The sequence below is a fragment of the Flavobacterium sp. LAR06 genome (assembly GCF_041946075.1).
GTDB lineage: Bacteria > Bacteroidota > Bacteroidia > Flavobacteriales > Flavobacteriaceae > Flavobacterium.
In genome coordinates, this window is the sequence record NZ_JAUTYT010000008.1 from 37,557 (window position 1) to 60,759 (window position 23,203).

A 23,203-nucleotide genomic window follows, 5' to 3' on the forward strand; every position below is an offset into this window, starting at 1 on the left:
TATGAAAAATTCAGATAAACCTACACCGGATAAAACGGCCGTCAATAAAAACGGTAAACATAATATCGTATCCCCTTCTGCTGATGCCGCTTCAGAGTTAAAAGACTTCTTTATAGACAGTCTTAAGGATATTTATTGGGCAGAAAATGCACTTGTTACTGCCTTGCCTAAAATGGCTTCAAATGCCACATCTCCTGCACTTACGAGTGCCATTTTAGAACATCTTTCTGTTACCGAAAACCAGGTAAAAAGACTAGAAAAAGTTTTCGAACTCCTTGGGGAAAGTGTAGAAGGAAAAAAATGTGAAGCTATGGCAGGACTGCTTAAAGAAGGCGAAAGCATTTTGCAGGAAACGGTTCCTGGAGCCGTGAGAGATGCCGGCATTATAGCAGCATCACAAAAAATTGAACATTATGAAATTGCGTCCTACGGTACTTTGTGTGCCTTTGCCAAAACACTTGGCGAAAATGACGTCGCAAAATTGTTAACGCAAACTTTGGCTGAAGAAAAAGAAGCCGACTGTGTACTTAATGATGTTGCATTAAATACAGTAAATAGGGTTGCAGCTGAATAAGCAGCGTACTTAATTACTTATTTTCATTTTTACTAAAAACATCTGCAGTTTATGCAGATGTTTTTTCATAACAAGATTTCATCTGAAAACATGGATGTAAATCCTTTATTTAAAACAATGACACACTATAATTCAGTTCTTTATAAATAATTCTACGCATACTTATAATAATCCTTTCCGAAAAGGAATAGTAAATTAAAAAGGAAAATAATCTAATAAGTGCTGATTCATAATTTTCAAAAGAAACCAAATGCAGAAAATTTTATTATCTATAATCTTGTCTTTTTGCTGCTCACTGGCATGGACGCAAACGAAATCAAATGATAGTACTGCAACTGTCAAACCCAAAAAGAATATCGATTTTAATGTACTGCCGTACATCAGTTACAACAGAAATCTTGAACTTAAGTTTGGCGCTATTCCTATGATGATGTATAAAATAAATCCTGCCGATACTATTTCAGAATTGGAGAAGTTTTTTAAAAAAGGCAACAGCTGTTAATTAATTTATAAAAGTGCACACTTTTTGATAATCAATTCTTGATAAAGACAATAAATAATTTAATTAAATGTTTAGGTTAATAGGTTAAATATAATATTAACTTATATATAAAATAGTAAAAAAGTATGAAAAAGATTTTGTTTTTAGTTGTAATGATTGGTATTTCGCTGCATGGATTTGCACAAAATGAGCTTAACAAAAAGCAACAGTCAATCCCACCTAAAAATTCAGAAAATAAAGAAGTTATTCCGCCAACTGAAGTGCCTCCAACTGCAGAACCACCGGCACTTTCAAAAGAGCCTATTGTTTTGAAAATTAATCCGGACGAACTTTTCAATAATAATATTCTTTACAAAAGAGAAGCCAATGTAGAAGGTGTTTTTTATAGAAGAAATGAATATTTAGGTGGTTTTGTAACGAAATCTTTTACCTCTACGATTCGTTACAGAGATGCTGCTTTTGTTGACGGTGATAAGATTAAAGTGTATCTGAATGATAAGGTTATTGAACCTGAAGTAATTCTTGATGGAAGTTATAAAGGATTTAAAATAAATTTAGTAAAAGGTATCAACAAAATTGATTTTGAAGCTTTGAATGAAGGTTCTGCTTCACCAAATACAGCTGAATTTCAGGTTTATGATGATAAAGGCGAAGTAATCGAATCTAGCCAATGGAATGTTGGTAAGGGTTACAAAGCAGTTATCATTTTGTATAAAGAGTAAACTTAAAAGGTTTAATTATTCGTTCAAAATTATTAATGGGGACAAAATGAAAAAATCATTTGTCCCTTTTTTTTTATTCCAAACGTTCTTTCTTTTCTGTTTAAAAACAAGCTTCAAAATATATCTACTGTAAATCAAATATTTATACAAATAATTTTATTCTTTTTTGTAAATTTGAAATACCCCTTTATTAAAATCAGGCTTTATAAATTAATTGTTTCAGAAAAACTAAAACTGGTAAAGTGACAGGCCATGCATGGAGTTTTAATAAAATTTTAAGGTTTTTTCGTTAGCAAAATCACTAACTTGTATAGAGCTATCAATACACAGTTAAGCTTATTTTAAAATAGATATACTTCTTAATTTATCCGAAAAAGGACCATAAAGTAAAAATAACTGAAGTCATTTTATCCGCCAGGAATAAAAATAAACTGACTTTTATCTAACAAAAAAATAAAAATATGCGAGTACCCATCATTAGAAAAAACATAGTATTTACACCAGATTCGAAAAGAGTTGTTGCCCGATATTTTATGAATGGCGATGAAAGAACCCAACAAATGGTGATGCGGATAATGATGCTGGATGAAAAACAGGTTTTACAAACTCTGGAACAGACCCTTCGCGAATTTGCACGACGACATCGAAATATTTCAAGCATATTTTTAAAACATTGCGAGAAAATAAGGCCCATAATCGAAGGAATGCAGGTGGATTATGAAGCCATTTCCCTCGATCGAAAAATGCTGATAGGTTCCTACTGTACCATGGAATATGCGATTGAATCAGCTGCTATTTTTAATCCGTCAATTATAGAAGATTTTGATCAGACAGGATTAGAAATGGGCGAAAAACGTGTTATTCTTTCTTTTAGAGCGACTGGAGAAGGTCATATTTCTTCCATTGTTTTTAGAAGAGCCATTCTGGATCGAAACAACAATCTTCAGGTAATGAAGATTGGACATCATATTGACAAGGCCGAAATCGAGCATAAAACTTTGTACAATAAAGAGCGATTCTTAATGAAATTATCTGAAATGCATACGCATGACAAATACATCACACAAATCATGCAGGAATTACCGGATGAATTTGAATATGCCATCTTAAAAAGCCTGGTGAAAACCAGTTTAAGCGATCCTTCGATTAGTCAGGAAAGAAGGACCGCACTGGAAGAAATCATCTGGCTGGCCAATTCTTTTTATGATTTGTCTTTCAAACATGATTCTGACATCACAGAGCGTGTTATTTTTCCGATATCCGAGTCGGAAAGCCGTGGTATAGAAGATGCCCGTTTTGTTCGTTTTGATGATGATCATGATGATTCTCATCGCGTATTGGCCACTTACACAGCCTATAATGGCCATACTATATTGCCGAAACTTATTTCAACTGAGGATTTCTACACTTTTCGTGTGATGCCTTTGCACGGTGTGGGTGCTCAGAATAAAAATCTAGCCTTATTTCCCAGAAAAATTAAAGGCAAATATGCGATGCTCTCCCGCATTGATGGCGTTAACAACTACATCATGTATTCAGACAGGGTTACACAGTGGAACACTCCTATCCTGCTTCAGGAACCTCGCTTTGCCTGGGAATTTACCCAAATTGGAAATTGTGGGTCACCACTCTGGACCACAGAAGGCTGGCTTGTTATTACCCATGGCGTGGGTACAATGCGACGTTATTGCATTGGAGCTTCCTTATTTGATCTTGATGATCCATCAAAGGAAATTGGAAGACTAAAAGAACCTTTACTTTCACCTCTGGAAGACGAACGTGAAGGTTATGTACCCAATGTAGTTTATTCTTGTGGTGCTATTATTCATAATAACAGCCTGATATTGCCTTATGCCGTTTCTGATTATTCTTCTACTTATGCCGTTGTCGATTTAGTCGATTTATTAATGGCTTTAAAGAGTAGTAAATAAGATTTCACACATAAATTAGTTTATAAAACAAATCCCATTTCGATACCGAAATGGGATTTGTTTTTTTATTTATTGCTAAAAATAAACTTTATTCAATAGTAGCTTCCGGCTCAATAATTACGGTTTTTGGTTCAGCATAAGGATGATCATCCAGCCATGCAATGAACAATTTATACCCAATTGAAAATATGATTGGACCTACAAACAATCCTATAAATCCTGACATGATGAATCCGCCAATTACTCCTAAAAAGATCACGAGCATAGGTACCAAAGCGCCTTTACCCAATAAAAGTGGTTTCAGGACATTGTCCGAAAGTCCGCTTATGACAAAAAAGATAGTCCAACCAATCGCATAACCAGAATCTCCTGTAGAAAAGAGATATACAATTACCCCAATATTAATGATAATGGGCCCGATCTGTAAAATAGAAAAAACAAGACAAATCAAGGTTAATATTCCAGCATAGGGAATATCGGCTAAAAACAATCCAAATGCCTGAATAATGGTTTGAATAATGGCCACTCCCAAAATCCCTTTTACCACCTGATAAATAGTAGAAGTTGAAATCGTCATAATTTCATCTGCTTCGTTTCCGGCAATCTTTCTTAGAAATTTATAAACCATAGTTTTGGCTCCAGGCGAAACCAGCAAAACGCCAGCAATAATAACGGAAAGGATAAACTGTAAAAATGCCATTCCGGAACTCACGATGCTTCCCATAATTTTTGTCGAGAATTCCTTAATCTGATCCTGATACTTGACAACACTTTGCTGCAAATCTGTTGAAGCAGACTGTAGAAACTCATAAAGCGGCTTACCAACCACAGGCCATTCTTTAATCGAAGGTTTCGGCGGACTAATCTTAAGAGTTCCCGCTTCAAACTCCGTTTTTAATTCTAAAAAATTGGATGTTGCTGCTTTTAAGGCATATATTACCGGAACTAACATTATGGCTATAATAGTGATTGTTATTATTACAGCGGCCAACGTTTTTCGTCCTTTTAATATTCTTTGCAGAAAATTAAATAAAGGATAAAATGCTACAGCTAATATTGCTGCCCAAAGAATTGGCATAAAAAAAGGCATTAGCAATGTAAGACAAAACCCAACAACCAGAAAGATAAAAAATAGCTGTAAAATAGTGTCAAAGAGTTCTTTTCGTTTATTCACATTCGAATTTTCCATTTTATTTTGTTTTTAGATAATAATTGGTTTTACGTTTTTGTTTATTATTTTTTCAAAGAAAAGTTGGCATCAGAAACCAATCTTCCTATTAAGATTACCGGATATAAAACGCCTGTCAGCACCTCGATCTGAACGAGGGAGCGAGCAAAAGGATGAATGGGGACAATTTCGCCATAACCTGTCGAGGTCATGGTGATATAACTGAAATACATAAAATTAGCCTGCTCACTACTGCTTTCAAAAGGAGAAACAGCCATCTGAAAAGAACCTTCGATGTGTTTAAAAATGAATAAATACACCGTACACCATAGATTAACCAACAACATATAAACGACTATCGAACCAATAATACGATATTGTGTTACGGGCCCGGGTTCTAATACTTTGATCAAAACCAATGTAATTAAGAGCAACATTAAAGCAACCGACAAAAAGAGATCTGCAAATACCACAATAAGGTTGGTCTGAAAAAAATCGATCCATTGTACCATTAAAAACAGGAATGGAATAATGGAAATAAGAAGGGCCTGTTTTTTATCTTTTGCCAATGAAATAATTCCCGCCATAATAAATAACATCCAAAAAATATTGACAAATACCATAAAACGAGAATAGCTGCCAAATAACGGAACCACAATAAATTGCATGATACAAAGCAGTAAAAACATGACGCTAAGTCCTTTTTCGTGAGTCCATAAACGATATAAAAAGCGATCATTTTTTAGTTCCATAATTCTTAATTGTTAATTAAATAAAAGGCTAAACAATTTTTTTATGCACGACTTATATTGGTATTGGCTCTGCCTCCACTTTTCCTATTGGCCTTCGCCAAAGTTTAAAGAGAAGAATGATAAAAATGGGCAAAAAACAAATCGCCGACATGACCAGATAAATATCTTTGTAGGCCAGTAACATCGAGGTCTGAGCGGTTTGATTAGAAAGGCTTTTCTCTGCTTTCTTCTGTGCTTCGTCATCAGATAATCCCATGAATAAAAAGTTTCTTTTGGAACTGGCCAATTGATTTTCAGCCTCTTTATTAGTCGCTGTCAATTGCTGACTAAGTCCCGTTTTGTGCTGTATATTCATATTGGCAATAGCGGTTGCTAAAATTGCACTTCCTAAAAGCGATGCAAAAACGGCCTGGGCAATAATCCCGCTCATCATACGGGACGTACTTAATTTTGGCGGAACTCCTTCTGAGATATACAGCAATGAAACCGGAAAAAGAAATCCCATTCCGAGTCCCTTAAAAACCAATGGCAAAAAGAAATCTGAGGAATCTATTCCGGGATAAAATCTTAAGTACAGCATAACATGATACAATCCATAACAAGCAAAACCAATAATCCAGATGGTGGCCAGATAGATTCTTTTGTATAAAAGATAGGTTGACAGCGGAATTGCAATACACAAACCAAATAATAAAGCAAGGTGTGTTTGCGCTCCCAAAACCGAATCAAAACCTAAAATATTAGTCATATAACCTGTTACAACACTGCCTGTTCCGTTCATAACCCCAATATAAAACATCAAAAAAGCACCAATCACTACATTTTTATACTGATAAACAGCAGGATCGATTATAGGATTTTCTGTAAAACGGGCATGCAGCAGGTAAATTCCAAATAATAAAAACAAAATAGCCGTAGCCAATCCTATTTTAGGATCATCAAACCAATTTCGGGTTTGTCCTTCGGCACATAAAAAGAGAATAACCATGAAAAACAAAATCATGATAATCCAGCCTCTCCAGTCAAACTGAAATACTGCTTTCATTGGGGCAACATCGGCTTTATAAAAAAACCAGGCCAGAAGAATACAGACTAAAAAATTGATATTCAGAAAGTAGATCCCGAAAGTCCAGTTATGCAAACTCGTAAAATGAGCACCAAAATATTGATACAAATGCTGACTTCCTTTTTGAATGAACTGAAGAATACCGTACAGCAAAGCCATATTGAAAACAGGATTGTATTTTAATAAAATAGGCAACATTGAAGCAAATATTCCGATCACGGAAACAATGGCCAAAAGGGCGCGGCATAGAGTAAACCATTCAATTGTGGGTGCAAATAAGCAGGCGGTATTGAATAGTAGTGATAAAAAACTAGCGGATAAAATCATGGTGCGAACCGGAATCTGTTTACCTAATTTTAACCCTAAAGGCATAAAAGCCAGCATACTAAAAATAGGGATATAAACAGAATACGTAAAAACAGTTGTCGAGGCCCCAAAATGCCCGAGAATCTGGGAATTATCATAAGTACTAACATTCAGTCCATTAAAAAAAGGAATGGTAAGGATATAAAGCCCTATGAGAGTAAAAACACTTCCTTTTTTTCCTGCAATCATCTTTTATTTTTTTACTTCAACCGTTACATTCATTCCTGGCTTTACTTCTTCTAAATCTTTAGCCGCAGCTTCAAATTCAATTCTAACAGGAATTCGCTGCGTTATCTTTACGAAATTTCCAGTTGAATTATCAGGTTCAACCATAGAGAATTTAGCTCCTGTGGCAGGAGAAAAACCAACTACTTTACCTTTAAATTCTTTTCCGTTCAATGCATCAATGGTAATGGTTACTTGCTGCCCTTGTTTTATTTTTTCGATTTGCGTTTCTTTAAAATTGGCCGAAATCCATAATTTTTGATTGAGTACAATCGTGGCTATAGTCTGATTGGCATTGATTAATTCTCCGATAGAAAGATTGCGTTCTCCAACATAACCATCAGATGGGGCTATTATGCTGGTATAGGATAATTGCAACTTTGCTGCATCAAGATCTGCTTTTTTTCTGGCGACTGTCGCTCGTGCTGCTTCCAAATTGATATTGCTTTGTTTGGTTACAGATCCACTCGCCTCCAGACCTTTTCGGCTCGCTTTTACATAAGCTTCTTCCGATTTCAGTTTCGAAATTACCTGATCATATTGATTACGGGTCACAGCCGAATCGGCATACATATTTTTGAAGCGTTGATAATCTTTTTGTGCTTTTTCAAGACTTGCCAAATCTCCGGCCAACTTTTCCTGCCCTGAAGCCTGATTCGATGCTGAGGTCGTAATGGTCTGTGTTAAGGAATGCAGGTTTCCCTCGGCTATAGCCAAATCAGCTTCGGCCTGCTTTACTTTGATGATGTATTCCGAATCATCCAAAATAACCAAAGTGTCGCCTTTATGAACATACTGATTGGCTTCAAACCTGATTTCCTTAATATGACCGGTTGCTCTTGCTGCAACACTGTTGATATAAGCCTCAACCTGAGCGTTATTAGTGGTTTCATAATTACTGAAATCAAAAAACAAGCTTAAAATCCATAAAGCTCCGGCAATCAAAAAAACAAAAGATAAAACCGTTAGAACCGTGTTTCGTCTATTATCCTTTTTTTCAATTGCTTCATTTGGTGCATTTTCTTCGCTCATGATATTATATCTTAAAGTTTACCCATTGCATATTGCAGGGAATAATATTGAATAATTAAATCTAAATTGGCGTTAACCAGTTCAATTCGGGAGTTATTTAATTGCAGCTCAGCATCTACAATTTCACTGATTAAGGCAAAATCGTTATCATACCTGCTTTTTACAATTTTATAATTGCTCATGGAGAGCTCCACATCTTTTTTAAAGGTTTTGATATTCTCTTTACTTTCGACATAACGCACATAAGCATTTTTTACTTCGGTAGTAATTTGGTCTTTCGTCACGGCCAAAGCAATATTACTCTTATCAATCTCCAGTTTATCTCCCGAAATACGGTGTTTTAAAGTATAAAAACTCGAAACATCCCAACTTAAAGAAAGACCTGCCGCCCAATAATTAAGAATATTGACATAAGTGGGCCACTGCGCCGGATATTCGGTATTCAGAATAAGATTGGCATTGATGTTGGGTCTGAAACCGCTTTTGGTTAGACTCAAAGAAGATTCAGAAAGCTGAATGCCAATTTCGGCTCGTTTTAACTCTTCTCTATTCAAAAAGGCTTCTTCTAAACTTTGTTGCAGATCTAAGTTTTCTGTCGGAATCATGCTTTCTGTAACTTCAGGTTTTAAAATCGTATTGGTAGGAAACCCAATGATGATATCCAGATAATTACTGATTAATTCGATTGTATTGGTACTTCTAAAAACAGAAACCTTAAAATTAGATTGTTGTAGTTCGGTTCTTAAAAGATCACTTTTTAAGTTCTGACCGTTATTCACGCGTGATTTTAACTGGCTGATACGAAGATCTGTATTGATAATATTTTGTTTGGTTACCTCAATTTGGCGGTATAGCTTTTCAAGAGTAAAATATTGTTCTGTAATCGCATTTTTAACGTCGGCCTCAGTCATCTTAACAACGGATTCCTGCATCTGGCTTAGCAATTTTTGTTGCTCAATCCTATTGTTGATAGAACCTCCGCTGTAAATTGGAATCGCCGATACCACATTGGCAAATCCCATATGATTCAAATAATCTACTGTAATATTGCTTTCGTAAAATCCCTCGTACAGCTTTGGATCACCTATATACGTATATCCTGCACTTAATCCAATGCGGGGCATTTTAGCAATTTTAGCCTGACCTACATTTTCATTGGCGATGGCCAGATTGGTATTGGCAATTTTAAGTTGTTTGTTATTTTGAATACCAAGTAATATGGCTTCATCCAGCTTGATTTTTTTTGCATTTCCGAGACTATCTTGCTGAGCAAAACTAAAGCTGGTAGTACATACCAAAAGAAGAAACAAAAACTTTAAACCTAAATCTTTTAATTGCCAATAATTCATAAGATTTAATTCATTTTTAGTTATGTAGGATTGTATTTAGTAACAATTCATTTTAAATAACTTCAACTAAAAGATTGTACGGAGAAAAAAATTGAATATTTCAATTACATAAACCGAGACATCCTATCAAATTTAAATATTTATTTCGATAATCATAAACAAATGTTAATTTTATTTTTAAATAATCAGATTAATTCTTAAAATAATAAAATTAAACCAAACTTTAAAAAAAGTAGTCTCTTTTACAATAAAATTCCGTTTTGGGCCTTAATAGTTTTTGGGATATCTTCTTCTTTCATCATTTGTTTTAAATCAATTTCAATAGTTCGGCAGATAGAAAGCATCGGGATATCGTTTGGCAAACCTCCAAATGGATTCTCAGAATAATCCCCAACAAGTTCCATAAGCAGGAAAATCCAGGAAACAATACTTACGACCGGAATAAACAACCATACATTATAAGGTCCCATTTGATCAAACTGGGCAATTAATCCAAATGGTAATAAAACAATGAAAATCCAGACAAATAAATTACTTGCATAGGCATATAAACGGGGTAACGGAAAATTTTTAATTCGCTCTGCCTTACCCTGTTCATCGTATAAATTATTCAGCAGTGTTTGCAATTGCACATGGTAAAAATCATTAATGATATCATCTTTTCTAAGCTGCATTAAATCTTGCGATTGCAAATCAATAATATGCGTAGCCATGTTCCTGAATCTCTTCAAATCAGCATATTCCTCAGAATTAAGATATTTTTCCAGCATCTCTTTCGTAAAATCATCTTCAAGAGTATCACCAGCCACTTTTTCTATGGATCTTCGACTTCTTTTGGCAATATGAGTCCCAAGTGTAATATGTTCCCAGGATGTAGGTATTGATAATTGGGCACGAAAAGCATACACATAAGCAATATTTCTGTAAATGAGTTTTTTGGTTATGGCATCAATTTCTTCTTCAGAAAGTTTTTCAACAGATGGATGATTTCTAATATAACCTCTCGTAGTAACACCCCACATACGGCTAATATTAAGGATTGTTCCCCAAATTTTTCGGGCCTCCCAGATTCGTTCGTAAGATTGGTTATTTTTAAAACCAATGTAAAAAGATACCGCAGTACCAATGATCCCGATACTAACCCACGGAATTGCAATCCATTTTAGATGTAGAAATTCGTATGAAAATAAAACCAGAAACGACCATACAATAATCCATAATAAATAACCTCCGCTGAATTTCACTAATGCACTAAAGCTGAAACTATTATTTACAAACATAAGTATCTGATTTTATAACCCTTATAAAGATAAAAATTAGCGTAATACAAATATCATTTTAGGTTTAAAAAGTGACATTTAATCGTTAAAATCATTTATCCGAAACTTAAAAACCTTGGTATTATATAAAATCATATATGAAATTATGTAATTTTATTTGACTCTTTTCCACTTATTTTTAGAATATGAACTATCAACATATTTTGGTAATAGATGATGATCTTGAAGATATTGAAATATTTTCAGAAGCCGTTAATTCATTTAAGGAAAACATCACTATTACAGCCTCTACAGACGCTTCTGTGGCGCTTGAAGACCTCAAAAAAGCAACACAATTACCCGATATTATTTTTCTTGATTTGCAAATGCCACGTTTAACGGGAAAAGATTTTTTGCAAAAAATAAAAGAAGATGACCGTTTACAAAATATACCAATTATCGTTTTATCCGGCCAGTCTGATCTAATCATAAAAGATACTTATCAAAAAATTGGTGCCAGTAATTTTATTTGCAAACCAAATAGCTACAAAGAATTAATCCAAATACTTCACGAAATACTTTATTCGTAAATTAAACCTTTTTCACATACCCTAATCTTAAGACTGAATTAAGATTGATTTTCTTTTCCAAATAAAATTGTCTTACTAATATTTATTTTTACATTTGCCTTATTTTTATTTATTCTAAATAGATTACTTTAAAAGTACTTTTTAGAAGAAATAAAAGTATGACCAAACTATTTATAAAATTGTAAAATTCTAAATATGAAAAAGAAACTTTTCATTTCAATTGCATTAGTTGCTGCTCTATTTTCTAATGCACAGCAAAAGAATATGTTATTAGAAGCAAGCTTTTGGAAGACTACTCCAAATGTGGAAACTGTAAAAGCCGAAATCGCAAAAGGAAACAATCCGTCTCAATCCAATCCAAATGCATTTGATGTTGTTGTGCTCGCCATTAATAATGAGGCACCTAATGAAACAATTAAATTTTTATTAGACCAGTCAGGTAACCCCGTTACTAAATCAACTCATGATAATCGTATTTACCTGCATTGGGCCGCTTATAAAGGAAATGTTGAAATGGTAGAATATCTTATTGCAAAAGGTTCAGATATTACTCTTGAAGACAGCCACGGGGCAACACCGGCTGATTTCGCTGCTACCAGCGGACAAAATAATCCAGCTTTGTATGACGCATTTTTCAAAGTAGGTTTAGATCCAAAGAAAAAATACAAAGATGGCGCCAATTTATTGCTACTTGCTATGCCATATGATAAAAACCTAACTACTGCAGACTATTTCACTACTAAAGGAATGTCACTTAAAGATGTTGACAATAACGGAAATACTGCTTTTAATTATGCAGCCCGAATTGGAAATATTGAATTACTAAAAAAAATCGCAGCTAAAGGGATTAAATATAATGACAATGCTTTATTTTTTGCTGCACAAGGAAACCGTAGAGAAACTACTTCTATAGAGGCTTATAAATATTTAGTCGAAGAATTAAAGCTAAAACCAACAGCTGTAAATAAATCAGAAGAAAATATCCTGCACGTATTGGCAGCTAAACCTAATCAGACAGAAATCATTAAATATTTCCTTTCTAAAGGTGTTGATGCCAACAAATTAGACAAAGAAGGAAACACACCGCTTATCAAAGCCGCTTCATCAAGAGAAACGGCTGTTTTAGAACAATTACTAGCGGTTACAAAAAATGTAAACGCAAAAAATACAAAAGGAGAATCGGCCTTGACAATTGCAGTAAAATCGGGAACTCCTGAAAATGTTGCTTTTCTTTTAAATAAAGTTGCAGATGTAAATGTAACAGACAAAGATGGTAACAACTTAGGTGTATATTTAATTCAATCGTATCGTCCTGAAGCAGCAAAAGGTCCAGATCCTTTAGAAGCAAAAATAAAATTACTACAAGACAAAGGCTTAAATCTTGCTGCTGCTCAAAAAGACGGCAGCACTTTGTATCATTTTGCGGCCGTAAAAAACGATTTAAATTTATTGAAAAAATTAGCTTCTTTAAACATTGACGTAAATGCCAAAAACAAAGACGGTATGACCGCGCTACACAAAGCTGCTATGATTTCTAAAAATGATGAAGTCCTGAAATATCTGATTTCAATTGGTGCTAAAAAAGACATTAAAACTGAATTTGACGAAAGTGCCTACGCTCTTGCAAAAGAAAACGAGTCGTTAACAAAGCAAAATATATCAATCGAGTTTTTAAAATAAATAATTTTTAAAATTCCAAATAAGAAAAATTCCAAATTCCAATAAAAATACAATACACATGAAATCAATTCTTAAAGTCGCTTTTACAGCTGCGTTAATATGCCTTGTTTCTTTCCAATCTGTTGCTCAAAGCAAATATAAATGCATGCTTCAAATGGCAAATTATATGGGTGAAGGTGCTTATATCGTAGTTTCTCTTATTAATCCAAAAGGAGAGTATGAAAAAACCCTTTATGTAATGGGTGATGATAAAAAATGGTACAATTCATTAAAAGAATGGAATAAATTTCAGACTAAGAAACATGACGATATCAGCGCGACCAGCGGAGCTTCAGTTACAGGTGGTGATCGTAGTATTACTACTTTTGAAATTGAAGATGCTAAACTGAACAAAGGATATAAATTACGTTTTGAATCGGCTGTTGAGGATCAGAAATATTATGTGACTGATGCAGAAATTCCGCTAACAACTGCAGGACTTGCTGATAAAACAGAAGGTAAAGGATACATCAGATACGTAAGATTAAACAAAATCTAATACCTTAGCTACTCAATTGCATTTGATTACCATTTAGCTTTCATTCAATGACTCTTTCTTTTTGGCGTTCCTCTCACCTGGCTTTGGCTTTGGTTTCTTCTTTATTTTTGATCTTGGCATCGGTAACGGGTATTATCCTGGCTGTTGATGCTGTACAGGAAAAAACACTTCCGTACAAAGTCGAAAATTTTGATACAATAACTTTGGGAGAAACACTTCCTGTTTTAAAAAAGAACTATTCTGAAATGACCGAATTAACTGTTGATTACAATCAATTTGTAACACTGCAGGCCATTGATCAGGATGGCAATGATATCAACGCTTATGTTGATGTCAAAACAGGAAAAAAACTAGGAACTCCGGTCAAGAAAAGTGAGTTTATTCAATGGATAACCAGCCTTCATCGCTCTTTGTTTCTACATGAAGCCGGTCGTTTTTTTGTGGGTGTTATTTCTTTTTTATTATTCCTGATTGCTATTTCCGGGTTTGTTTTGGTTTTGAAAAGACAAAAAGGAATCCGCAATTTCTTTTCGAAAGTAATCAAAGAATACTTTGCTCAATATTACCATGTGGTTTTAGGACGATTGGCTTTAATTCCGATTTTGATTATTGCACTTACGGGAACCTATTTGTCTCTGGAAAGGTTTAACTTTTTCATGGATAAAAAAGAGCAAAAGGAAAAGACAGAAACTATTATTCCTGCCAAAAAAGCTGTGAAAGTCAATGTTTTCAATACTATACTTTTAACGGATGTAAAGAAAATCGAATTTCCTTTTACAGATGATCCTGAAGAATATTATATCATTGAATTAAAAGACCGCGAAATTGAAATGAATCAGGTTACGGGTGAAGTAATTAGCGAAAAAAGATCGCCAATGACGGCTCAATTTGCTGCTTTAAGTTTGGACCTTCATACCGGAAGAATTAACGCGATCTGGGCTTTAGTTCTGGCTCTTGCTACTGCCAATATTCTCTTTTTTATCTATTCCGGTTTTGCGATGACTTTAAAAAGAAGATCAAGCCGAATCAAAAATAAATTCAAAGCCAGTGAAAGCAAATACATTTTATTGGCTGGGTCTGAAAACGGAAGTTCATTGCGATTTGCCAATGCGATTCAGAAACAATTGAATGCTGCTGGTGAAAAGGCTTTTTTAACGGAATTGAATAGTTATACGGCTTTCCCAAAAGCAGAACATATTATTGTTTTCTCTTCCACACACGGATTAGGCGACGCGCCATCCAACGGAAGAAAATTCATATCCCTTTTGCAGAAACACACACAACAGCAAAAAATCAATTTTTCTGTGGTTGGATTTGGTTCAACCGCTTATCCTGATTTTTGTGGTTTTGCCCGCGAAATTGATAGTCTTTTAGAAGAACAAAACTGGGCAGAACGTTTTCTGGATTTACAAACTGTCAATGACAAATCGGCGATGGAATTTGTAGAATGGATTAAATTATGGAGTGCCAAAACCGGAATTCCATTGCCTACAACGCCTTCTTTATACAATCATGCGCCAAAAGGTTTGCAGAAAATAATGGTTCTGGACAAAACCGCTATTTCTGAGACAGAACATACTTTTATCCTTACGCTTAGAGCTAATATGAGAGCCAAATTTACTTCTGGCGACTTACTGGCTATTTATCCTGCCAATGATACCAGAGAGCGTTTCTACTCTATCGGAAATCATTCCGGCAACATTCAATTGGTTGTTAAACTGCATCCAAACGGATTGGGTTCCGGCTTTTTGAATGAGTTAAAACCCGGTAAGGTCATCAAAGCAAGAATCATCGATAATCATGCTTTTCATTTACCAAAGAAAGCTTCAAAAGTGGCTTTTATCTCCAACGGAACCGGAATTGCGCCTTTCCTTGGAATGATCGAACAAAACAAGAAAAAAACAGAAACACATTTATACGCCGGTTTCAGAATGGAAACGGAAACGGTTTCAGGCTATAAAACCTTCGCATCCCAAATGATGCAAAAGCAACATTTAAAAAGTTTTCATTTGGCTTTATCCCGTGAAGAAAATCATTATTATGTAATGGATTTAATCAAACGTGATGCTGACTTTTTTACTGATTTATTATCCAATAATGGCGTAATCATGATTTGTGGTTCATTGGCTATGCAAAAAGATGTTGAATCGACGCTTGATGCTTTATTAGTGGAGAAAAACAAACAACTAAGCGACTATAAAAACAGTGGTCAATTATTGACAGATTGTTATTAAATTTAATTCCATAACAATGGTAAAAAAATGTGTCTAAAAATTTAAACACATAGAAACATAGATATTGTAATCTTTAAAGAAGGCATTTCATTTACCTCAAAACACATAGCTATCGGAATCGCTTAAACTTTAATCCTATATGAGTAAAAACTTCAATAAAATCAGATATTTGCTTATTATGATATTCATAGGCGCAGTAATCTTTTCATTTATAAATACCTATTTTAAATCGAGAGCTGTGCATTTTGAAAAATATGATTTTGTGGTGACCAAGATTACTGACACTCCGACTGGTGGCACCATTCCGTTCAAAAACGATACTGAAATGTATATGTGGCAATATGATTTTTTTCCAAGAAGTATTATCAAGGTCGGTGATTCAATCCATAAAGGATCAGAAGAAAAATATTTATATATTTTTCGAAGAGACAAAACTGAAAAGTTTATTGTAATAGACAGTATTCAACCAACAGGAATGTATTCCTGGAATTATAAACCTTAGAGTAACTTCTGAGAAACTAGTTTCTTTTTTATATTCTTTTTTAACATATAAACCTATGTTTTCTATGTGTTAGAAATTAAACACAACGAATAATATGCAATCTAAATACAATTCATTTTTCAATTCTCTCCTGTTCATTTTGGTACTTGTTTGCGGTTTCAATGCTGAAGCCCAAACGTTACGAAAAAGAACAACTATGCTTATGGGAGGCCGATTTGATATTTCGATTGTAGCAAACGATTCTTTGGCAGCAGAAAAATCCATTGATGAAATTATTGCTGAAATCACCAGAATCGAAAACCTTATTTCGGACTGGAAACCTACCTCTCAAGTTTCAGAAGTCAATCAGAATGCGGGAATTCGTCCTGTAAAAGTGGACAAAGAAGTTTTTGAACTGACAAAAAGAGCCCTTCGTTTTTCTGAAATTACCGATGGCGCTTTCGATATTAGTTTTGCTGCCATGGACCGCATCTGGAAATTTGATGGTTCGATGACCGAAATGCCTTCGGCGGAAGCCATAAAAAAATCAGTTGAGAAAGTCGGTTACAAAAACATCATTTTAGACAGCGCACAATCGACTATTTTCCTAAAATTAAAAGGAATGAAAATTGGATTTGGCGCTTTAGGGGAAGGATACGCCACCAACAAATGCAAAGATTTAATGCTTTCCAAAGGCATCAAAGCCGGAATTGTAAACGCTACCGGAGATATGACCGTTTGGGGAAAACAACCCAATGGCAAAGACTGGAACATCGGAATGACAAATCCTTTTGATACTGATAAACTTTTTGCCGTTGTTCCGTTGCACGATGGCGCGGTAACTACTTCAGGGAGCTATGAAAAATTTGTAGTTTTAGATGGAAAACGATATTCTCATATCATCAATCCTGCGAGCGGATACCCTTCTACCGGACTTTGCAGTGTTTCTGTTTTTGGTCCAAATGCAGAAACAGCCAATGGATTTAGTACTTCGATCATGGTTCTAGGAAAAGAAGCCGGAATCAAACTTATTAATCAATATCCGGAATACCGCTGGATTATGATTACAGATAAAGGGAAAATTATTAAATCGAAGAATTTCAATAAAACCAAATTTCACTTGAAAAACTAGGTGTAAATTTAAACACATAGAGACATAGACTTTGTAACCGCTTAAAAAAGGCATTTCATTTGTCTAAAAACACATAGCTGGCGTAAATTGTGTTTATAAATTTTAATTCCTTCAATTACATACAGCTATGTGTTAGAAATTAGTTTCTTTCCATTTCCTTTTTTAGACATAAAACCTATGTTCTCTATGTGTTTAATTTTTTCTCACGCAGATTCTGCAGATTTTTAATTTTTAATTCTTTTTAATATTCCAAAAAACCACAACTTTTCATACTTTTATCAAAAGATCCTGATTTAGTATGACAACAGATATTCTGGAAGTAAATGATTTTATTGTTTTAATTGAGCAGTCCTATGCAACCAAAACAGTAGTGGAAAAATGCGAAATTGACGGCGATTCTATTGGTTTTGCATTTTATGGTTCGGGCAATGTCGAGTTGGAAATCAAACATAACAATCAAACCAAATACCTTACTAATACTACCGGTTTAGCCATTTGCTTTTTCGGAAATCAGAAAGTGGAATTCGCTCATAAAATTGAACCGGACAAACCTTTGCAGTCGATCAGCATCTTCGCCAAACTTAAATACATTAACTCGTTGCCTAAGGCTGAAAAAGAAATCTTCGAAAACCATCTTTCAGATTTGATGCATCCAAAAGAACATTTTGTAAAAGGCCCTGCGTTTTATATGACGCTGGATATGCAACAGGCTGTTCAGAAAATCTTTAATACGTCGTACATCGGGACTACCCGACTGCTGTTTTTAAAAAGTCAGGTTAATGAACTTTTGGCTCATTTTTTTGCTTTACTAACCACAGACAAAAAAGCAGATTTATCGGAATACGACAAAAACAAATTATTTCATGCTAAGGAAATTATAACCACTCATTATTCAAAACCGCCATCGATAACCGAATTATCCAAAATGGTGGGACTCAACAGCAATAAACTGAAAAAGAATTTTAAAGAACTATTCGGAATTCCGGTTTTTAAATACATACAGGAAGAAAGATTGCATAAAGCCTATGAATTGCTTCGTGATAGTGAAAAAACCGTACAGGAATCGGCTTGGGAAGTGGGTTATGAAAGTTTGAGTTCGTTCTCCAATGCTTTTTATACTAAATTCGGCACGCGACCGAATGAAGTCAAACAACAATTCTTTTCAAACAAATCTTAATTCTTTTCCGACAAATGATTTCGTTCTAATCGGCCCAAATTTGTATCAGTTAATCACTTAAAACGAATTGATATGAAAACTACAAAAATTTTAGTTCTGGGAGCCAACGGGAAAACAGGACGCAGAGTATTAGAAAGATTAGAAAATAATGCTGATGTTGAAGTTCGCGCAGGTTCACGATCTGCCGCCATTCCGTTTGACTGGGAAAAACCGGAAACCTGGCAAGCGGCGCTTCAGGACATAGATGCCGTTTATATCAGTTATCAGCCTGATTTGGCTATTCCATCCGCAACAACCGCTATCCAGCTTTTTAGTGGCTTAGCAACGCAAATGGGCGTTCAGAAAATGGTTTTACTTTCCGGAAGAGGTGAAAAAGAAGCGCAAGTTTGCGAAGAAATAGTAAAAACCAATGCAAAAAAATGGACAATCGTACGAGCAAGCTGGTTCAACCAAAACTTTAGTGAAAGCTTCTTTCTGGAGCCAATATTAGCAGGTTACGTTGCATTACCAAGAGCCGAAGCATTAGAACCTTTTACAGATGCTGATGATATTGCAGATGTAATTACAGCTTCTCTTTTGGAAGATAAACACAACGGACAAACCTACGAACTTACAGGGCCAAGATTATTAACTTTCAAAGAAGTTATTGCCGAAATTGCAAAAGCTACGGATAGAGAAATCGCTTTTCAATCTTTAACTTTAGAAGAATATATCCAGATGTTGAAAGAATATCAGGTTCCGGAAGATCATATATGGCTGGTAAATTATTTATTTGACCAGGTTTTGGATGGAAGAAACTCATCCATTACCACGGATATAGAAAAGGTTTTGGGCAGAAAAGCTAAAGATTTCTCCAATTATGCTATAGAAACCGCTAAAACCGGAGTTTGGAATCAGACTGTACCTCAAAACTAAACTGAAATGATTTATTTCAGAGGAATGTTGTCAGGTTTGTTCGTTTGGACTTGTGTGAGTATTTCTTTTTATATTCTGGGAAATATTCAGCTAATACAGGATTCGTTTTACTGGCAGGCTTTCATTGTCATGATCTGTATTTCATTTTATGCTTTTCTCGCGGCTCAGTTTTATTATAAAAAAGAATATCAAACTAACGGAATTATAACGGGGATTTTAATATCCTCAACAGCTTTATTATTGGATGTTTTGATCACAGTTCCTTTTGTTGAAATTCCAAATGGAAGAAGTTATCAAAGTTTCTTCAGCAGTCCCGTTTTATGGATTTTCGTTTTGATAACTGTTTTTACGGTTTATTTTTACTGGAAGAAGAACATCGAAATAAATTAAAAAATACGCCAGAGTCATTCTGGCGTATTTTATTTTCATATAAATCTAAAGCAATACTAACAAAAATCAGGACGGTTCTTTAAGTGGCGATTTGACCAGCCAAACAGCCTTCAGCCCAAACATAATGATCACCAATGGCAAGTATAATTCATTGTTCAATAAAGTACTTATACCTAGAATATTAATATCGAGATAAGAATCGAGCATTCGCAGAAACAATCGGCAACTGTTGATAATGAAAACAACTTTGATCAGACGATCAATTCCCATTGATTTCAAATACAAACCCGCCAAAATAATACTTCCTAACAATTGAGAGAGTCCTAACGGAAAATACAACGCCCACCAAACCTGTTGTAGCGACGTAACCGTTTTAATAATAGGTTCCCGATCTGCACTATTTGCCGTTGCATAAGTATCAACTAAATAACCCTGCACAAAAAACAATTCAATCGAACGTATAAACAGTTCAAGTAAACAAAAAATAAAAAAACCTGAAAAAGCAAGAATCCGCCAGCCTTTATCCTGCCTGAAATCATCAAAACAAATGGTGAAAAATAAATACAAGAGTCCAAACATACTCAAAAGCATCAGCCAGGATCTGTAAATATTGAGTTTGTTTCCTCCATTAAGAAAATCGGTAATTACATTTCCGGTTTCGGGTACTTTCGCAAAAACCCACCATTGAAAGGTCTGAACTAAGATATAAATAATAGCGACAACAGCTGCGGCCATTCTAATTCGGAAATTTGTTATCATATCGATTCGAATTAAATTAATAACTTATATTTTGTATTACACCACACAAAAATGAAACCTATCTGCATATAAAATCCTGCAGGTTATTAAACAGTAATCTGGTTATCACTATAAAAAACAAAGCTCCTAATCAGGAGCTTTGTTTTTAAGATATTTTCTAATTATTCTTTCATAGCAACACCCGAACATCGAAAGTCTATCTTCTATAATCTATCTTCTATACTCTATTTTCTATACTCTATTGTCTTTTCTCTTGCCTCTTTTCTCTTGTCTCTTTCCTCTCTCCCTCTACCCTTTCCGAATAAGATAAATCAATATTTCGTCTTCTAATTCTTTCGACAAATTGTCACATTCCAGTTTATACTGAAAATGCTTTTCGAATTTTTTCTTAAACTTATCCGCTTTCATCCTGCTAGTACAGTAGTCATCGCAAATCATTTTAAACTTGTCATCGACTAAATATAAAATCTTAAGCGATTCTATATACTCTGCGAATTTGGCATTATACAACTCTTTAGGAACAGCCATACTATGTGATTTTTTAATTGATTGAATTTAAGACTCCAAAAAACACCCTGATAGAAACAGAAATCAAATTCTCACGAAATTAAGAACAGTATAAAGTTATGTCGGAATAGAATTAAAAAAAACAAATTGTAAGTTAAGTCTGTTTCATATTATAAATTGAAACCTCAATTTTAGAATAGAAGCAAAATGCAACCCTTTTTGTAGATATACATCTACAAAATCACTAGCTTTGTTAGACACAAATAAAATATAACCACCTAACAATAATGCAATTAAAAACAAAAAAAGTATAAACTTATATTTTTGTTCCGTTTTAGATTTGTATCTATTAATTTTTTAAAAGCAATGAGATGAATATTTCAAACCAGAAAAACAACGTTGAAAACAGTTCCAGAACCTCTGCTAAAAAAGCTAAAATAATGGCAACTTCAGCCAGAAGCAATGAGAAATCAAGCAGTGAAACGAGGAAATCAGTTCAGATAAATAAATAAATAAATAAATTAACACCAATAAAACCTTTAGATTATGCCAAGAGAAATCAACGAAGATTTCGGTCTGGACGATCGCAATTTTCACCCCGAAGAACAGTTAATCCATTCTGTCAGTAAAAAAAAGAGAAACAAAAGATTAAAACAGGACTTAGAAACCGAACTCGACAAAGATCCTGATGATGCTCTTGATGACGCTTTAGATGCCGATCTTAAAAATTTTTCAGATGAAGATTTCGATAAAAAAGACAAATCTGATTCCTGAATATAATCTTAACGGTTAAACTATGCGCAAAGTAAAGCAACCTGAAACTTGAAACCTGAAACTTGAAAAACAAATTGGCCTAAAAAAGAATGCTGGTATCTTATGCATCCTTTACGCTTTAATTAATTTTTGAAATTCATTTCATAAAGAAGCTCAATTGTTTAATTGAGCTTCTTTATTTTTAATCCTTAAAATAGAATTCCAAAACAAAGCTATTTTAGAAAAAAAGACAACCAAAAACACGCTTATTTTAATATATAAAAATCTAATTATCACATAATTATTAATCACTTACTAAAGCATTAAATTAAGTTATTTTGAAATTACCATTATCCTATTATCTTCATCAGGATGTCCTTTTTTTGGCCAAAGATTTACTCGGAAAAGTGCTATTCACTCAAATCGAAGGGCAAGTAACAGCAGGTGTTATCGTAGAAACCGAAGCCTACTTCGGCGAAATAGACAAGGCCTCTCATGCCTATGGCGGCCGACGTACCAACCGAACCGAAATCATGTACAGCGAAGGCGGCGTCTCCTATGTATATTTATGCTATGGCATTCATCACTTATTCAATATCGTAACTTCCGTTAAAAATGAACCGCATGCTGTGCTCATACGGGCTATTGAGCCCCTGATTGGTACAGAAACAATGGAATTACGACGTAATATGCCGATCACTAAAAGCGCTATTTCATCGGGTCCCGGTTCTGCGGCTAAAGCTTTAGGAATTGACAAGACTTTTAATCAAAAAGATTTAGGCGGAGAAGAAATCTGGATTGAAGATCACGGCATCCGATATTCAGAAAATGACATAGCCGCAACCCCGAGAGTAGGTGTCGCATACGCGCAGGAAGACGCCTTTTTACCCTGGAGATTTTTCATAAAAGGCAATAAACATGTAAGCAAACCTAATAAGGTCTAAACAAAAAACTATATTAAAGAAAAAATTTAACTATACACCACTAATAATTAGAATAACAAATACTTAATAAACCACTATTGATTTTACTTATAGCAGAAATTGCCCGCAGATTGAACGGATTTAGCTGGTTTGCACAGATTATTTTTTGGTAAGTTTA

23 protein-coding genes are annotated in these 23,203 nt (G+C 34.4%); 16 read left to right on the plus strand and 7 right to left on the minus strand.

Annotated elements, in window-relative coordinates; translation table 11 throughout:
- Nucleotide 1 precedes the first annotated feature (1 nt).
- The 4 genes from Q7C23_RS12860 to Q7C23_RS12875 all read left to right on the plus strand — a co-directional run bounded on the left by Q7C23_RS12860 (nucleotide 2) and on the right by Q7C23_RS12875 (nucleotide 3,729).
- Nucleotides 2–574, plus strand: coding sequence for a ferritin-like domain-containing protein (locus Q7C23_RS12860; RefSeq protein WP_375032898.1), 573 nt, complete (start codon nucleotides 2–4; stop codon nucleotides 572–574).
- A gap of 250 nt (nucleotides 575–824) precedes the next feature.
- The gene (locus Q7C23_RS12865) at nucleotides 825–1,076 is read left to right on the plus strand and encodes a hypothetical protein (RefSeq protein ID WP_375032899.1); all 252 of its coding nucleotides are present in this window, start codon (nucleotides 825–827) and stop codon (nucleotides 1,074–1,076) included.
- Nucleotides 1,077–1,201: 125 nt separating this feature from the next.
- Nucleotides 1,202–1,798 carry a hypothetical protein gene (locus Q7C23_RS12870; protein ID WP_375032900.1) on the plus strand — a complete coding sequence of 199 codons (597 nt, stop codon included), beginning with the start codon at nucleotides 1,202–1,204 and terminating at the stop codon, nucleotides 1,796–1,798.
- Between the two features lie 461 nt (nucleotides 1,799–2,259).
- Complete coding sequence (locus Q7C23_RS12875) at nucleotides 2,260–3,729, plus strand: glycoside hydrolase family 130 protein (RefSeq protein WP_375032901.1); 1,470 nt, start codon at nucleotides 2,260–2,262, stop codon at nucleotides 3,727–3,729.
- An 88-nt stretch (nucleotides 3,730–3,817) separates the two neighbouring features.
- On the opposite strand, the gene Q7C23_RS12880 is transcribed toward Q7C23_RS12875, so the two are convergent.
- The 6 genes from Q7C23_RS12880 to Q7C23_RS12905 form a co-directional block, all read right to left on the minus strand.
- Complete coding sequence (locus Q7C23_RS12880; RefSeq protein WP_375032902.1) at nucleotides 3,818–4,918, minus strand: AI-2E family transporter; 1,101 nt, start codon at nucleotides 4,916–4,918, stop codon at nucleotides 3,818–3,820.
- 44 nt (nucleotides 4,919–4,962) lie between these two features.
- A complete protein-coding gene (locus Q7C23_RS12885; RefSeq protein ID WP_375032903.1) occupies nucleotides 4,963–5,649 on the minus strand; it encodes an ion channel in 687 nt (228 codons plus the stop codon).
- 52 nt (nucleotides 5,650–5,701) lie between these two features.
- Nucleotides 5,702–7,270, minus strand: a complete 1,569-nt coding sequence (locus Q7C23_RS12890) for an MFS transporter (RefSeq protein ID WP_375032904.1) — start codon at nucleotides 7,268–7,270, stop codon at nucleotides 5,702–5,704.
- Between the two features lie 3 nt (nucleotides 7,271–7,273).
- The gene (locus Q7C23_RS12895; protein WP_375032905.1) at nucleotides 7,274–8,338 is read right to left on the minus strand and encodes an HlyD family secretion protein; all 1,065 of its coding nucleotides are present in this window, start codon (nucleotides 8,336–8,338) and stop codon (nucleotides 7,274–7,276) included.
- A gap of 11 nt (nucleotides 8,339–8,349) precedes the next feature.
- A complete protein-coding gene (locus Q7C23_RS12900; RefSeq protein WP_375032906.1) occupies nucleotides 8,350–9,687 on the minus strand; it encodes a TolC family protein in 1,338 nt (445 codons plus the stop codon).
- A gap of 242 nt (nucleotides 9,688–9,929) precedes the next feature.
- Nucleotides 9,930–10,967: a bestrophin family protein gene (locus tag Q7C23_RS12905; RefSeq protein ID WP_375032907.1), complete on the minus strand. Its 1,038-nt coding sequence runs from the start codon at nucleotides 10,965–10,967 to the stop codon at nucleotides 9,930–9,932.
- A gap of 185 nt (nucleotides 10,968–11,152) precedes the next feature.
- On the opposite strand from Q7C23_RS12905, the gene Q7C23_RS12910 reads away from it, so the two are divergent.
- The 9 genes from Q7C23_RS12910 to Q7C23_RS12950 all read left to right on the plus strand — a co-directional run bounded on the left by Q7C23_RS12910 (nucleotide 11,153) and on the right by Q7C23_RS12950 (nucleotide 20,083).
- The gene (locus tag Q7C23_RS12910) at nucleotides 11,153–11,536 is read left to right on the plus strand and encodes a response regulator (RefSeq protein WP_375032908.1); all 384 of its coding nucleotides are present in this window, start codon (nucleotides 11,153–11,155) and stop codon (nucleotides 11,534–11,536) included.
- Nucleotides 11,537–11,731: 195 nt separating this feature from the next.
- Nucleotides 11,732–13,216 (plus strand): ankyrin repeat domain-containing protein, encoded by a 1,485-nt coding sequence (locus Q7C23_RS12915; protein WP_375032909.1) that lies wholly within the window; start codon nucleotides 11,732–11,734, stop codon nucleotides 13,214–13,216.
- Nucleotides 13,217–13,274: 58 nt separating this feature from the next.
- Nucleotides 13,275–13,754: a DUF2271 domain-containing protein gene (locus Q7C23_RS12920; protein WP_375032910.1), complete on the plus strand. Its 480-nt coding sequence runs from the start codon at nucleotides 13,275–13,277 to the stop codon at nucleotides 13,752–13,754.
- A gap of 47 nt (nucleotides 13,755–13,801) precedes the next feature.
- Nucleotides 13,802–15,988, plus strand: coding sequence for a PepSY domain-containing protein (locus tag Q7C23_RS12925; RefSeq protein ID WP_375032911.1), 2,187 nt, complete (start codon nucleotides 13,802–13,804; stop codon nucleotides 15,986–15,988).
- Nucleotides 15,989–16,127: 139 nt separating this feature from the next.
- On the plus strand, nucleotides 16,128–16,490 hold the full coding sequence (locus tag Q7C23_RS12930; protein ID WP_375032912.1) for a hypothetical protein: 363 nt from the start codon (nucleotides 16,128–16,130) through the stop codon (nucleotides 16,488–16,490).
- Between the two features lie 94 nt (nucleotides 16,491–16,584).
- Nucleotides 16,585–17,601 (plus strand): FAD:protein FMN transferase, encoded by a 1,017-nt coding sequence (locus tag Q7C23_RS12935; RefSeq protein WP_375032913.1) that lies wholly within the window; start codon nucleotides 16,585–16,587, stop codon nucleotides 17,599–17,601.
- A 298-nt stretch (nucleotides 17,602–17,899) separates the two neighbouring features.
- Nucleotides 17,900–18,778, plus strand: coding sequence for a helix-turn-helix domain-containing protein (locus Q7C23_RS12940; RefSeq protein ID WP_375032914.1), 879 nt, complete (start codon nucleotides 17,900–17,902; stop codon nucleotides 18,776–18,778).
- 72 nt (nucleotides 18,779–18,850) lie between these two features.
- The gene (locus Q7C23_RS12945) at nucleotides 18,851–19,693 is read left to right on the plus strand and encodes an NAD(P)H-binding protein (RefSeq protein ID WP_375032915.1); all 843 of its coding nucleotides are present in this window, start codon (nucleotides 18,851–18,853) and stop codon (nucleotides 19,691–19,693) included.
- 6 nt (nucleotides 19,694–19,699) lie between these two features.
- A complete protein-coding gene (locus Q7C23_RS12950) occupies nucleotides 19,700–20,083 on the plus strand; it encodes a DUF5367 family protein (protein WP_375032916.1) in 384 nt (127 codons plus the stop codon).
- A 66-nt stretch (nucleotides 20,084–20,149) separates the two neighbouring features.
- Here the strand turns inward: Q7C23_RS12950 and Q7C23_RS12955 are convergent, their stop codons facing one another.
- Complete coding sequence (locus Q7C23_RS12955; protein WP_375032917.1) at nucleotides 20,150–20,842, minus strand: hypothetical protein; 693 nt, start codon at nucleotides 20,840–20,842, stop codon at nucleotides 20,150–20,152.
- 878 nt (nucleotides 20,843–21,720) lie between these two features.
- Here Q7C23_RS12955 and Q7C23_RS12960 point away from each other — a divergent pair.
- From Q7C23_RS12960 to Q7C23_RS12970, 3 genes are all read left to right on the plus strand, one after another.
- Nucleotides 21,721–21,861 (plus strand): hypothetical protein, encoded by a 141-nt coding sequence (locus Q7C23_RS12960; RefSeq protein WP_375032918.1) that lies wholly within the window; start codon nucleotides 21,721–21,723, stop codon nucleotides 21,859–21,861.
- 34 nt (nucleotides 21,862–21,895) lie between these two features.
- On the plus strand, nucleotides 21,896–22,123 hold the full coding sequence (locus Q7C23_RS12965) for a hypothetical protein (protein ID WP_375032919.1): 228 nt from the start codon (nucleotides 21,896–21,898) through the stop codon (nucleotides 22,121–22,123).
- Nucleotides 22,124–22,440: 317 nt separating this feature from the next.
- Complete coding sequence (locus Q7C23_RS12970) at nucleotides 22,441–23,046, plus strand: DNA-3-methyladenine glycosylase (protein ID WP_375032920.1); 606 nt, start codon at nucleotides 22,441–22,443, stop codon at nucleotides 23,044–23,046.
- The last annotated feature ends 157 nt before the right edge of the window (nucleotides 23,047–23,203 follow it).

What these genes read in the sequence shown, in the direction of transcription:
- Q7C23_RS12905 (WP_375032907.1), bottom strand. Translation starts at nt 10,967, where the DNA reads ATGTTTGTAAATAATAGTTTCAGCTTTAGTGCATTAGTGAAATTCAGC.
- Q7C23_RS12940 (WP_375032914.1), top strand. Translation starts at nt 17,900, where the DNA reads ATGACAACAGATATTCTGGAAGTAAATGATTTTATTGTTTTAATTGAG.
- Q7C23_RS12960 (WP_375032918.1), top strand. Translation starts at nt 21,721, where the DNA reads ATGAATATTTCAAACCAGAAAAACAACGTTGAAAACAGTTCCAGAACC.
- Q7C23_RS12930 (WP_375032912.1), top strand. Translation starts at nt 16,128, where the DNA reads ATGAGTAAAAACTTCAATAAAATCAGATATTTGCTTATTATGATATTC.
- Q7C23_RS12860 (WP_375032898.1), top strand. Translation starts at nt 2, where the DNA reads ATGAAAAATTCAGATAAACCTACACCGGATAAAACGGCCGTCAATAAA.
- Q7C23_RS12955 (WP_375032917.1), bottom strand. Translation starts at nt 20,842, where the DNA reads ATGATAACAAATTTCCGAATTAGAATGGCCGCAGCTGTTGTCGCTATT.
- Q7C23_RS12895 (WP_375032905.1), bottom strand. Translation starts at nt 8,338, where the DNA reads ATGAGCGAAGAAAATGCACCAAATGAAGCAATTGAAAAAAAGGATAAT.
- Q7C23_RS12915 (WP_375032909.1), top strand. Translation starts at nt 11,732, where the DNA reads ATGAAAAAGAAACTTTTCATTTCAATTGCATTAGTTGCTGCTCTATTT.
- Q7C23_RS12910 (WP_375032908.1), top strand. Translation starts at nt 11,153, where the DNA reads ATGAACTATCAACATATTTTGGTAATAGATGATGATCTTGAAGATATT.
- Q7C23_RS12920 (WP_375032910.1), top strand. Translation starts at nt 13,275, where the DNA reads ATGAAATCAATTCTTAAAGTCGCTTTTACAGCTGCGTTAATATGCCTT.
- Q7C23_RS12965 (WP_375032919.1), top strand. Translation starts at nt 21,896, where the DNA reads ATGCCAAGAGAAATCAACGAAGATTTCGGTCTGGACGATCGCAATTTT.
- Q7C23_RS12865 (WP_375032899.1), top strand. Translation starts at nt 825, where the DNA reads ATGCAGAAAATTTTATTATCTATAATCTTGTCTTTTTGCTGCTCACTG.
- Q7C23_RS12935 (WP_375032913.1), top strand. Translation starts at nt 16,585, where the DNA reads ATGCAATCTAAATACAATTCATTTTTCAATTCTCTCCTGTTCATTTTG.
- Q7C23_RS12925 (WP_375032911.1), top strand. Translation starts at nt 13,802, where the DNA reads ATGACTCTTTCTTTTTGGCGTTCCTCTCACCTGGCTTTGGCTTTGGTT.
- Q7C23_RS12870 (WP_375032900.1), top strand. Translation starts at nt 1,202, where the DNA reads ATGAAAAAGATTTTGTTTTTAGTTGTAATGATTGGTATTTCGCTGCAT.
- Q7C23_RS12945 (WP_375032915.1), top strand. Translation starts at nt 18,851, where the DNA reads ATGAAAACTACAAAAATTTTAGTTCTGGGAGCCAACGGGAAAACAGGA.
- Q7C23_RS12885 (WP_375032903.1), bottom strand. Translation starts at nt 5,649, where the DNA reads ATGGAACTAAAAAATGATCGCTTTTTATATCGTTTATGGACTCACGAA.
- Q7C23_RS12880 (WP_375032902.1), bottom strand. Translation starts at nt 4,918, where the DNA reads ATGGAAAATTCGAATGTGAATAAACGAAAAGAACTCTTTGACACTATT.
- Q7C23_RS12890 (WP_375032904.1), bottom strand. Translation starts at nt 7,270, where the DNA reads ATGATTGCAGGAAAAAAAGGAAGTGTTTTTACTCTCATAGGGCTTTAT.
- Q7C23_RS12875 (WP_375032901.1), top strand. Translation starts at nt 2,260, where the DNA reads ATGCGAGTACCCATCATTAGAAAAAACATAGTATTTACACCAGATTCG.
- Q7C23_RS12900 (WP_375032906.1), bottom strand. Translation starts at nt 9,687, where the DNA reads ATGAATTATTGGCAATTAAAAGATTTAGGTTTAAAGTTTTTGTTTCTT.
- Q7C23_RS12950 (WP_375032916.1), top strand. Translation starts at nt 19,700, where the DNA reads ATGATTTATTTCAGAGGAATGTTGTCAGGTTTGTTCGTTTGGACTTGT.